A 13,358-nucleotide genomic window follows, 5' to 3' on the forward strand; every position below is an offset into this window, starting at 1 on the left:
GTCGCTTTAATGAATTCATTTTTTTTGAAAAAGTCATAAATATTATGCTCCATGATACGCCACTTATTACAACAATCGTTGCAGGTTTATGCTTAGCATTTCTTTTAGGAATGATTGCCAGTCGTTTGCGTATCTCACCACTTGTGGGATACTTATTAGCTGGTGTTATTGTAGGACCAAACACAGGCGGTTTTAGAATAGATTCCGGTATTATCAACCAACTTGCTGAAATTGGTGTCATTTTGCTAATGTTTGGTGTTGGACTGCATTTTTCATTGAAAGACCTGTTATCTGTCAAAGCTATTGCTATCCCTGCTGCCATTGCACAAATGGCATTTTCTACTTTTCTAGGCTCGTGCCTTGGCTTAATCATGGGATGGGGTTTAAGCAGTAGTGTAGTTTTCGGTTTAGCTTTATCAACAGCAAGTACTGTTATTCTCTTACGTGCTTTGCAAGAACGCCATCTTATTGAAACAGAAAAAGGACGCATTGCTGTTGGCTGGTTAATTATTGAAGATTTAGCGATGGTTCTGATACTTGTTCTCATACCATCACTGGCAAATATCCTTGGCAATACGAAAAAAGAAGCCATTGATCCTCTTATTCAATGGTTAGACTTAAGTATTTGGGGAATTTTTGGTCTCACCATTTTAAAAGTTATTCTATTTATCATTCTCATGCTCGTGATTGGACGACGCGTTATACCATGGTTATTAAAAGTAAGTGCACATTCAGGATCACGTGAATTATTTCGTCTGAGTGTCTTTGCTACCGCACTAGGGGTAGCTTTCGGAGCTGCTCATTTATTTGGTGTTTCTCTTTCCCTTGGAGCCTTTTTTGCAGGTATGGTTATGAGTGAATCAGAATTAAGCCATCGTGCTGCTGAAGAGTCTTTACCCCTGCGAGATGCATTTTCTGTTCTCTTCTTTGTTTCTGTAGGCATGTTATTTGACCCAGGAAAAATACTGTCTCACTTTTTTCCTCTCTTAGCAACATTATTCATTATTATAATAGGAAAATCTGCTGGTGCCTTTTTCATCCTTAAAGCTTTTCGCTACTCTAATGCAACAGCTTGCACAATTTCTGCCAGCCTCGCCCAAATTGGAGAATTTTCTTTTATCCTTGCAGGTTTAAGTTTAAGCCTTGGGCTTTTAAACAACGATGCTCATGACTTTATCCTTGGAGGGGCAATTCTTTCTATTTTAGTCAATCCTCTCATTTTTATTGCCTTTGATAAAATTAAAAAACATCTAGAAAATTTGCCTAAAAACTCACAAGACACACAAAAAATCATTGATATTGATCCGAAAGACCCTGACCAAGAATTTTTACCAATGACCTCAAAAACAAATCATATCGTAATTATTGGTTACAGCCGTATTGGTAAATGTGTTGCACTATCTTTAATAAACAGAGGTGATCCTGTAGTTATCGTAGAGGAATCAAAACGCCTTACTGATAAAGCGATTGCAGATGGTTTTGAGGTCATTTGCGGTAATATCATTAAACAAGATGTCATGAATGCTGCAAATATGAGCAATGCGTACAAAGTTGTTATTACAATGTGCAATACTATTGAAGTAGGAGAATGTATAGTGAATATACGTGATATGAATAAGGATATCCAGATAATCACACATACACTATCCGATGTAGATACAGCTTATCTCATTGATTTAGGCGCAGATATTGTAGTAACTGATGAAGAAGAAATCGCAAATGGTGTTATTGAGCATATAACTGGACAGAGATTCATAAAAAATATTGCGCAATCATGAATGATATTTACAGAAAACATATAAAAACAAAAACGGATAAAACAGCATGAAAATGAAGCAATTGATATGGCCATTTATCGGTATCTTAGCCATGCTGATATCTATCCGAATTCTTTATATAAAGCTCTCTGCCATTTCTTTCAGTGATGTACTGGAACGACTAAGCAATTTAAGTGTACAACACTGGCTATTAGCCTGTTTGTGCTCTCTTTTAGCTTATGCTGCTCTTGCTGGATATGATCGAATTGCTTTACAACATCTCGGCCATAAGATTTCTTGGTTTTTTATTGCTCTATGTTCGTTTACCACCTATGCACTTTCACACAATATTGGCGCTTCAGTTTTTTCTGGTGCAGTCGTGCGCTACCGCGCCTATAAAATGAAAGGATTAAGTGGAACGGAAATTGCGATATTAGTAGGGTTTTGCTCTTTTACTTTTGTAATAGGTACAGTCTTACTTTTTGGAATTGTTTTAATTTTGCAACCCGAAATTATCACTCTTATTTATAATGATCTTCCTGAATGGCTTGGAACAGCAGTTGGTGTAATTTTACTCGGTTGTACAGCACTCTATATTTTTGGTAGCTGGCTTCAATTAAAACCCCTACGTCTAGGGAAAAAAATTCAACTTTCTTATCCAAAGTTGAAAATTGTCATTCAACAACTTCTTATCGGCCCCTTAGAGCTTTTAGGAGCAGCAGGAATTATATACGCTGTGCTCCCTCACAATACAGATGTTCATTTTATTTCTGTGCTTGGTGTTTTCCTGGCATCTTTCACAATAACGCTTCTCTCCAATGCCCCCGCTGGAGGAGTTGGTGTTCTTGAAGCTTTATTCATAACAGGCATGTCCAGTATAAATCCAACCGATGTTGTTGCAGCACTTATTGTATTTAGAATGCTTTATTTAATCATACCACTCATTATCTCGTTATTTGTTGTAGCAATTTTCGAAACTCAACAATATTGCAAAAAAACGCGCAAAACACCACCTAAGTAAATAAAAACCGTCTCTCCTTTTTCTCGCAAATGAATAACGATAACCGCACTGAATTTGAGCTCATATGTCAATCAAACGACCAGTATTTTCATTTATCTTTTTTAAGATTGTGTATTGAAGCGTCTCTCTTTCAAAGCAACCCCAGCTCACCGTTCAAAATATAAAAAATATTTGATATTTAAATTCTCTTTCAAAAAACCGTTTGATTAGCTCCCTGAATAGCTCTGCCATGAAAAACAACAATGTCTATCCTCTTTAATCGATTTTAAATATTGGATTGCTCTTTTGCAATATAATAACCTTCTCTCATACTTTTAATGAAAGAAAAGAATAAAAGGAGGTCTTATAAACAATTATATAAACTACGAGCAATAATTTGAAAAAATTTTTTCTTTAAAAAATGCAGAAATAAAACAGATATAATCACTATTCTTGAGATTCATGGCTATTTAAAAAAGCACTGCACACCATTTTTCTACTTGAACCTCTCTCGCAAATCATCGATAAAAATCCTTCTTTTGATATGAAAACTCATGAATAATTCAAGCATTTGCCTATCTCCATCATTTGACATTTAAAAGCCTGCAAATAATAAAAATACCATTATAAAGCTAATCTCTTTATTCTTTTCACTCTCTCTAAGAAGAAAGCATTTTCCTATCACTTGGACTTTCCCAATAATTAGCTTTTTTCCTGCAAGACAAGTGGAGAGATAAGGATTTTAGATATATTACGGCGATCCATTTCAATAACTTTAAAGCGTAAACCATCAGCTTCAAAGCTTTCACCTTCATTTGGTAAATGACCAAACCGCCAAAGCATAAATCCTGCCAAAGTAGTATAACGATCTGCCTCATCAACAAAATTACGCTCAAGATACCCACTTAAACGGCGAATATCAGCATACCCCTCAACAAGAAGACTTCCATCTTCAAGCTTTTCTGCTATCATGAGTTCCTCATCATCATCAGGAAAATCACCTGCAATAGCTTCAAGAATATCGGTTGGTGTTGCAATCCCTTCAAAAGATCCATGCTCATCAACAATAATTGCAAGCTGAATTGAAGAATGACGTAATTGCTCCATCAATCGTAATACACTTGTATTTTCATGAACAACGAGGGGTTCTCGCATAGCTTTTTTCCAATTAATCTTTTTTCCCTCAGCCAAATTCAACAGAAGATCTTTAGTCAAAGCAACGCCAACAAACTCATCCACTTTTTCACGTGCAAGAATTAAGCGACTATGTTTAACCTTTTGTAATTCTTCACGCATTTCACTTTCATCACCATTAAGATCCAACCACTCAATCTCATTACGCGGTGACATAATAGAACGAACAGGACGATCAGCCAAATCGAGAACACCACGAATCATTTCTTTTTCTTCCGGTCGAAACAACTCAGAAGCTGCGGCCTGTTCAGCAATAACATCTACAGTCTCACTCAGATTACCATCTTTGTTTCCACCCCCTAAGAGTCTTAAAACAGCATCAGCTGTTCGACCACGTAGATCATTTGTTGTAATCATTTTTTCACGATTACGACGTCCAATTTGATTAAAAACTTCAATAAGAACAGAAAAACCAATAGCGGCATACAAATACCCTTTTGGAATATGAAAACCAAACCCTTCAACAATGAGAGCAAAACCAATCATCATCAAAAAGCCAAGACAAAGGATCACAATAGTGGGATGACGATTAATAAAACGCATAAGAGCGCCCGATCCCCACATCATCACACTCATAGCAACCATGACTGCTATATACATAACCGCTGCCTGCTCTTTTGCAATCATACCCGTTGCAGTAATAATACTATCTAAAGAAAACAGAGCATCAAGCACCACAATTTGCACAATTACTTGCCAAAAAACGACATAAGCAACATCTGTTTTTCTTTCATGCACTGCACCTTCTAATCTTTCATGTAACTCTAACGTTCCCTTTGCCAGCAAAAAAGCACCACCACCAATTAAGATGAGGCTATGCCAACTAAACACAAAGGATGAGAATGCAAAAATCATCGTATCGAGATTCATCACCCATCCAATAACCGTAAGCAGAAAAAACCGCATTACTAATGCTAAAGTGAGACCGATCAAGCGTGCACGATCACGCAAATGTAGCGGCAATTTTTCAGCTAAAATTGCAATAAAGACAAGGTTATCTATTCCTAAAACAATTTCGAGAAAAATCAAAGTAACCAAGCCAAACCACGCATGGGGATCAGCGATCCATTCCATCATAGTTCACCTTTTAAAAATGTCTTTAAAAGCTCAAAAGCGCACTGTTGACAAAACAAACTCATGAGCTTTCATTCTCATAATTGAACAAAACCATTGAACGCAAACAAACTGCAAACAAAGCAAGCAACAACAAAACATTGCTTAAACGCACATAATTATTGATAAAGTTGATAAAATAGAACGATGGCCCACACCACTTGTAACCACAAAAAGGTTCCTCTATATTTTGCTCGGGCATTACGCTCGACAATCCTCCAACTCCCGTTCTGCATAATAATCAGAACACTTAGTTTATAAAGCTCTTTATAATGGGTCTATTTTTAGATAAGATCAAGAGGTATTACAGTATATTTTTAACCTTACAGCGAGTTTAGCTATAGACTTTAGCATTTTCAATAAAAAACAATAAAACCATCTAGACATAGCTCCTTAGGAGCGTTATAGAACCCTTCATTCTCATTGTTTGAGTAACCGTGGGTGATTAGCTCAGTCGGTAGAGCAGCTGACTCTTAATCAGCGGGTCGTGGGTTCGATTCCCTCATCACCCACCAGCTGTTTTTATATTGCGTTTAATATATTGATTTTCATGTTCTTTTTAAGATGCGCAATACGTAAATGAAAGTTCAGGAATAAAATCCTCAAACTTTCCTCTGTAAAGTGCGCCTTTTTTATCCGTATACTTTTTTAACAATATTGTCTGTCAGCAGATTTTATATATCATAAATTTTATACCGACTATTTTTTTCAAAATATTTTAAAGAGGTTTTCAAGGAGGAGATTTCAAAGATATTCAATAGGTTGTTTGAATCTTTTTAATCTCTTTTGTAAGATCGCTTCAAATAAATCCTCTTTCTGATTCTGATACGTCAACAATAAAAGCCTTCCTTTGCATATGTCTCAGAGAATACAATTCCCTAAACAAATATCATAACAATTTTGCAATGAAATAGACTAAAAAGAAATTATTTGAAATTCTTATAACAACTATCTGCCTCTCTTTGTAAGAGAACCTTTGTTTCTTTCAAAACTATATTGCCTTTTTATTTTCTCTTTCATCCCCCACAAATAGATTTTTTTCAATCTCTACAAAAAAGAAAATGCTACGGATACAACTTTTTCCTCCACTCTATCTAAAAGACCTTCTCTATGATCAATGCGAAGTTCTCGTAAGATTCTACCAAATAGTATAATCATCTGAAAAAGATTTTTCTTTACAACTTTAGGATTAAAGAACTGATAGTCTTTTTCACTTCCTTTGTGCAAAATATTTCCACAAAAGAAAAGAGTTTTGTTTCATTTATACTACCAAATAAAAATCACTAAAATGATTGAAAAAACCATAATATTTCTGGATGAAATATTCATCAAAATCATCCTTCAGCAATAAGAAAAATCACCAGAACTCAATGCCAGATCGCTGATTAACGACTTTTGCATCACTAAAATCAACAATAAACGAATATCAGGGTTTGCTTTTTTATTTTTGATCTTTTTATCGTAACGGAAATTACCAATGAAGAAATCATTTAAAATTTTTTGTCATTAGAAATTTTTTCTTCAGCAATATGACAATTCTCTACCCTATTTAACTGACAATCAAAGTTCTTTTCTACTATGACATATAAAACAACTAAAAGACTTAAAATTACAAAAGATAGAGTTTGCCATAACCTCTAGGTAGCCTAAACAACTTATAACTCTCATATAACACTAAATCTTCTTATCCGCTATCTCAGCTAAAACTTAAAAACCTGTACCAAATATCTGTTGCATTACTCGAGAGTGAAATAGTATACCAGGCTAATTCCATATTCTTTCTCTTTATCCACATGAAGTCATAAAAAATGTTTTTCTCCTTTACTCCTCATTCATATCATGCTTCGATGAGCAAGATTATCTTTTTCAGCGTAATTTTCAATAATTAAAGGGAACCTCCTAAAAATGGACTATAAACAAAATTCAGAAAATAATCCTAAGAAGAAATTACAACGTGGATTACATAACCGTCACGTACAACTTATAGCCCTGGGTGGTGCTATTGGAACAGGTCTCTTCATGGGATCAGGAAAAACAATCAGCGTAGCAGGCCCTTCCATCATACTAGTTTATGCTATTATTGGTTGTGCCTTATACTTTGTAATGCGTGCTATGGGAGAATTATTGCTTTCTAACTCACGATACCGGTCTCTTATTGATTTTTCAACCGATATGCTAGGACCAGGAATTGCTTTTTTTGTCGGCTGGAGCTATTGGTTGAGCTGGGTTGTAACTGGAGCTGCAGATATTATTGCCATCATTACTTATATGCATTTTTGGTGGCCAACACTCAATTCATGGATTATCGTTTTCTCCTGCGTTATTTTCTTTTTAACCCTTAATCTCCTTGCAGTAAAAATGTTCGGTGAACTTGAGTTTTGGTTTGGTCTTATTAAAGTCTTAGCAATTTTGGCATTAATCGTTGTTGGATTTTACATGATTTGTACTGGCTTTACCTCTCCAAATGGTACTGTTGCCTCTCTCAGTCACGTATGGAACGATGGAAATATCTTTCCTCGAGGAATTCCAGGTTTTTTTGCTGGATTTCAAATAGCCATTTTTTCCTTCGGTGGTATAGAAATTGCCGGAACAACTGCAGCGGAAGTTAAAGAACCTAAAAAAGTTCTACCAAAGGCAATTAATGCAATACCCCTTCGTATTGTACTCTTTTATATCTTTTCTCTCGTTGTAATAATGTCAGTCACACCTTGGGATCAAGTTGTTCCAGAAAAAAGTCCCTTTGTCTCGATGTTTTGGCTTGCTGGCATTCCGATAGCTGCTGGTTTGATAAATTTTGTTGTTCTCACCTCAGCTGCCTCTTCAGCAAATAGTGGTATTTTTTCTACCAGCCGCATGATATATGGGCTTGCAACACAAAAAGGTGCACCTCGGTTTTTTGGAAAACTTTCCAAATACCATGTTCCAGCCAATGCCCTATTCTTTTCCTGCTTATGTATTTTATTAGGATACACAATTGCATCATCATCTCCAAGCATCATCAGTGCTTTTACAATCGTGAGCAGCATTCCAGCAATTGCATTTTTATTCGTATGGTCTGTAATTTTAGTTAGCTATATTGTGTATCGCCACAACCACCCCCATTTACATACTGAATCCGTCTACAAAATGCCAGGAGGTGTTATCACATGCGGGATTATTTTAGCTTTTTTTGCTTTCATGCTCTATTTGTTGACATTAGAATCTGATACTCTAACAGCTTTAAAATACAGTATATTTTGGTTTATTTTCTTAGGCATAACATATTTTATGTTTATAAGAAAAAAAACTGCTCAAGATAATAAATAAAATTATACATAAAAGGCATATCAAAAAAGGGTAACCAAAGTTACCCTTTTTGTACATAAAGCGTAAAAGCTGTTTACTAATATTTCATATAAACTTCAATTACGTTCTTTATCAACCAAAGCATTCGCCTTTATCCAAGGCATCATAGAACGGAGTTTTTTCCCAACTTCTTCAATAGGATGGCTATCATTCAAACGGCGCATCCCTTTAAAATGAGCAGCACCGGCTTTATATTCCTGAATCCAATTCGATGTAAATTTACCTGTCTGAATATCTTTCAAAATACGCTTCATTTCTGCTCTTGTCTCATCTGTAATCACGCGTGGACCAGACATATATTCGCCCCATTCCGCCGTATTGGAAATGGAATAATTCATATTTGCAATGCCACCTTCATACATGAGATCAACAATCAATTTAACCTCATGCAAACACTCAAAATAAGCCATTTCCGGCGCATAGCCTGCTTCTGTTAGTGTTTCATAACCTGCTCGAATAAGCTCAACAAGACCACCACACAGAACAGCTTGTTCACCAAAAAGATCAGTTTCACACTCTTCTTTAAATGTCGTTTCAATCACTCCAGCACGTCCCCCACCAAGACCACATGCATAAGACAATGCTACATTATGGGCATGCCCTGAAGCATCTTGTGCAACAGCAATTAAACAAGGAACACCACAACCATTTTGGTATTCATTGCGAACTGTATGACCTGGACCCTTAGGAGCAATCATCACGACATCAACTGTTTTTTTAGGCTCAATGAGACCAAAATGAATACTCAAACCATGCGCAAAAGCAATTACAGCACCATCACGTAAATGATCATGAATATGCTCTTTATAAATATCAGCTTGCAATTCATCTGGCGTTGCCATCATGATGAGATCTGCCCATTTTGCCGCTTCAGCAACACAAACAACCTCAAAACCGTCTGCGACAGCTTTTTTAACTGTTGCCGACTCCGAACGCAAAGCAATTTTCACATTTTTAACACCGAAATCTCTCAGATTTAAAGCATGCGCTCGCCCTTGTGAACCATAACCAACAATAGCCACTTTTTTTTCTTTAATTAAATTAACATTCGCATCACGATCATAATAAACACGCATGAAAATACTTCCTTATCTTTATATTAAAACTGAATTTTAGATTTTTTATTGAATAAAAAGCTAAAACCACCCCTAAGTGCTTCACACACTAGAATAAACAAATCATTCTTCACAACAGAACTACAATTGAATAACCTTAAAAGATATAGATTGCATACAAAAAAATATGCCCCAATCTTTACAAAAACATATTGAGATCCAAAAAGAAATTTCAGCCGTTATTCTACAAAAAATAATATGTTATACAAAATAATACTACCGAAGAAAAATAGAGACTTTGAATTGTAATCTTCTTCTGCACAACGAACCATTGTACCCTTAAAAGTTAAGATACCGATGTGATCTCTAAACATGAACTAAATTAAAGTGGATAGCAAGAAAAATTATAAAATGAGCACCGTAGTTATACTTTAGATTTTTGCACTTAACATCCAACCCTTGAGGAAAATTGAAGCTTAAAACAATAATCCTATAACAGAAGAAGCTTTTTTATCCAATCATTAGAAAACACATCTTAAGTATTTGATTTATTGAAAAAATACTCGATAAGGTAGTGTACTTTCTCAAAAAGTTCATCATCGTTTTGCATTATGTTCTTAATTGGGAAAAAGGAATGCATTCTGCTTGCTTATTTCTTCTCTTTATGCCTCTTAACACCAACCACTATTATCATATCAGAAACAACTTGTGTAATTTCTTGCCCTTCAACAATCTAAACTGCTTGGATACTATTAAGCCTCAAAGTATAAAGTTTAACTTAAGGCATTCAGAACAGTGTAGACTTTTAGGTGATCAAATCTTAGGTTTACTTTTTCCAACGCTTCCCTCTCATACTGACATTCTCTATAATCTGCCACACAATCTAGAGCTTTCAACACATTGATAAATACGAATAGAGAAAACACAAATCTTCAAGATCACCATCCATACCACTAGCTCTTAGAAAGTTTTTCTAAAAACTAATGTCTCCTTCTGACAACACAATTCACAAGATTTATCGATAGATTCTAAGCCACCCCATGCCCATGGATATATGAATAAAGTCACACTTTCCTAAGAGTGAGAAGAAACTTTCACCATTGAGACTCAGTTTTTCAATAATATGAACTTCTTCACTAAAACGATAGAGTAAAGGTTTTCATTTCTCACAAGCATCTGCAAAACTTATCCCCCATAAACGATAAATTTTTTGTCAACCTCTAACTTGATATCATACTTCTCCTAGTAACACTCTTAATCTTTTACAAATAAAACAACCATCATTCGCATCTTACTTTCAAATCTTTCTGAGATGCACAAATCTAGTATAAAAAATCAATCTTGCCTCTTCCACATTAAAAACACTCCTCAAACAAAGGAGTACAATTTTAAAAATAAAAAAATAACTTAAAAATATTTTTTTTAGCTTTACTGAAAGCTTAAATGGAAAAGTGTTCACTAAAAAACATCTTCACAACCGAAAAACATCAATACAAAATTAATACACAGTTATAAACCATATCAGAAAAAAGCAGCGCTCTATTCTTTATCAAACATATGCAAAATTATTCTTATGAATCAGAATTTGTAGAGTTTTATAAAATCTCATTCATAAAATTGAATAAAGGAGAAAAGAATTAAGACAATAACCGGATGAAACGCTGAACAGTCTCATACATTCCGTATTCTAATGCATCAGCAATAAGCCCATGACCAATAGAGACTTCATCAAGCCAAGAAATATGATTAACAAGAGCAGGAAGGTTAGTAATTGTCAGATCATGACCTGCATTAACACCTAATTGCAGCTCTTTGGCCTTTCTTGCCGCTAAAATAAGTTTCTTCAACTCTTGATCCTGTTTTGTCTTATCTTTAAATGCACCACCATAAGGTCCAGTATAAAACTCCACACGATCAGCACCAATTGTTTTAGCAATGTCAAGGCCATCTACAAGAGGATTAGCGAATAACGACACACGAATTTTCTTTTCTTTCAAGCGTTGAATAATAGGCGCCAAAAATTCCGCATTATGAGCAAAATCCCAACCATGATCGGAGGTTGATTGAGCTGGATCATCAGGGACAAGGGTAATCTGATCAGCATATTTTTCTGCCAAATCCAAAAATCTATCGCTTGGATAACCTTCAATATTAAACTCTGCAGTAGGAAAAGCGCTGTTAATTAAACAACGTATATCTGGCAAATCAGCAAAACGAATATGTCGTTCATCCGGTCGCGGATGAACCGTCAAACCTGCTGCGCCAGCTGTAAGCGCTATATGCCCAATACTCTTTATATTTGGCCATGGAAGATTACGTCGATTGCGTAAAACAGCAACAGCATTGAGATTAACCGAAAGTTTTACTGCCATACATATTCCCATTTGCATACATAATTAAAAGATAGAAAAAAATACATTTCACAGCATAAGCCCAGATAATAAAAATAATTTTCTCTATCGAACAATGGTTAAACGCTCTGCCGCACGAGTAATCCCGGTATAAAGCCAGCGCGCAGACATATCACGAAATGCAAAACTTTCATCAAATAAAACAACATTATTCCATTGAGACCCTTGTGCTTTATGAACAGTTAATGCATATCCATAATCAAAATCATCATATCTTTTTTTTAATTGCCATGAAATATCACTATCAGGATTTTCAAACAATGCTTTTAAAAGCTTAATCTTCACTACTCCACGCTCACTCTCTTCTGGCTTAACAAGAAGATTAACACCGGGTTTAACAGTTTCCTTCTGTGAAGTCATTACTTTCCATAAAGAGCCATTTAACAAGCCTTTCGCCGGATCATTGCGCAAACACACAAGCTTGTCTCCTGCTTGTGGATAAGCTGCCGTAAAGCCCTTCAATACACGCAAACGTTTATTATAAAGGTAACGTGTTCGGTTAATCCCCACCAAAAGCTGATCAGCATCCAAAACCAATTGCTGATGAACCTCTTTGCGTGTAACAACGCGAGCTGCTCCGTAATTACCATAAGGAATATCACGTCCTTCACGCACGTCCATAGCTAAACGAACGATAGGATTATCCCGCGCTTGTCGATGAATTTCTGAGAGAAGAAAATCTGGTACACCATTGGAAAAAAAACCGCCTCCTGAGATAGGAGGCAACTGACCTGGATCACCAAGAACAAGAATTGGTGTCCGAAAACTCATTAAATCACGGGCTAATTGTTCATCTACCATCGAACACTCATCAACAATAATGAGCTTCGCTTGTGCAGCCGCACTTCTTCGATTTAATGCAAATGTCGGTGCAATAGACTTTTTTCCGGTGACTTCATCGGAAACTTCTTCCTCCCCACGCGGGCAATAAATCAGTGAATGAATAGTACAAGCATTGCTTGCACCTTTAGAACGCAAAACCTGAGCCGCCTTACCTGTGAACGCAGTAAATTGGACAGAGCCATCAACCGTTTCTGCAAAATAACGAGCAAGTGTCGTCTTCCCTGTTCCTGCATAGCCAAAGAGACGAAAAAGTGGAGAACGCCCCTCCTTCAACCACGCAGAGACAGCCTTCAATGCATTATCCTGTTCCGGTGAAAACTGCATAATTTATCAAAATAAGATTCGTATAAAAAGAGCAAGCACTTAACACCCCCCACTATTAAGAAAAATCCTACTCCCCAAAAAATCTTTGTCATTAGGAATTTTTGATACATGAGTATTCTCCCATTTTCACAGCATAATCATCACCCCTCCTACCCGTGAAATTTTCGCACAAAACGCTTTCACATTCTCAATCTTGCCCCATGCAAAACTTGTATCACATACCTTAATCAAAACTCATTCTTATTGAACAAAACACCTTATTCTACAGCAAAACAATATGAACAGCCAAATCACTATATGCAATAAACTTAAAACA

At 35.9% G+C, this 13,358-nt stretch carries 7 protein-coding genes and 1 tRNA gene; 4 read left to right on the forward strand and 4 right to left on the reverse strand.

All coding sequences use genetic code 11. The features are described from left to right. Window positions 1–44 precede the first annotated feature (44 nt). Window positions 45–1,778 (forward strand): cation:proton antiporter domain-containing protein, encoded by a 1,734-nt coding sequence (gene ybaL / locus AYT27_RS05525; protein ID WP_011180936.1) that lies wholly within the window; start codon window positions 45–47, stop codon window positions 1,776–1,778. Window positions 1,779–1,824: 46 nt separating this feature from the next. Then, complete coding sequence (locus AYT27_RS05530; protein WP_011180937.1) at window positions 1,825–2,778, forward strand: lysylphosphatidylglycerol synthase transmembrane domain-containing protein; 954 nt, start codon at window positions 1,825–1,827, stop codon at window positions 2,776–2,778. A 681-nt stretch (window positions 2,779–3,459) separates the two neighbouring features. Here AYT27_RS05530 and AYT27_RS05535 read toward each other — a convergent pair. Further along, window positions 3,460–5,028, reverse strand: coding sequence for a TerC family protein (locus AYT27_RS05535; protein ID WP_034447910.1), 1,569 nt, complete (start codon window positions 5,026–5,028; stop codon window positions 3,460–3,462). A gap of 475 nt (window positions 5,029–5,503) precedes the next feature. On the opposite strand from AYT27_RS05535, the gene AYT27_RS05545 reads away from it, so the two are divergent. Then, window positions 5,504–5,579 (forward strand) — tRNA-Lys (locus tag AYT27_RS05545). A gap of 1,390 nt (window positions 5,580–6,969) precedes the next feature. Next, complete coding sequence (locus AYT27_RS05555) at window positions 6,970–8,370, forward strand: amino acid permease (protein WP_011180939.1); 1,401 nt, start codon at window positions 6,970–6,972, stop codon at window positions 8,368–8,370. A gap of 95 nt (window positions 8,371–8,465) precedes the next feature. Here AYT27_RS05555 and ilvC read toward each other — a convergent pair whose 3' ends face one another. The 3 genes from ilvC to AYT27_RS05570 form a co-directional block, all read right to left on the reverse strand. Next, window positions 8,466–9,485 (reverse strand): ketol-acid reductoisomerase, encoded by a 1,020-nt coding sequence (gene ilvC / locus AYT27_RS05560; RefSeq protein ID WP_011180940.1) that lies wholly within the window; start codon window positions 9,483–9,485, stop codon window positions 8,466–8,468. 1,616 nt (window positions 9,486–11,101) lie between these two features. Next, the gene (locus AYT27_RS05565; RefSeq protein ID WP_011180941.1) at window positions 11,102–11,836 is read right to left on the reverse strand and encodes a pyridoxine 5'-phosphate synthase; all 735 of its coding nucleotides are present in this window, start codon (window positions 11,834–11,836) and stop codon (window positions 11,102–11,104) included. A gap of 84 nt (window positions 11,837–11,920) precedes the next feature. Next, entirely contained in the window at window positions 11,921–13,042 is a 1,122-nt protein-coding gene (locus tag AYT27_RS05570; RefSeq protein ID WP_011180942.1) for an ATP-dependent DNA helicase, read from the reverse strand. Between the last annotated feature and the right edge of the window lie 316 nt (window positions 13,043–13,358).

Origin of the sequence: Bartonella henselae str. Houston-1 (genome assembly GCF_000046705.1) — a bacterium.
Classification (GTDB): domain Bacteria; phylum Pseudomonadota; class Alphaproteobacteria; order Rhizobiales; family Rhizobiaceae; genus Bartonella; species Bartonella henselae.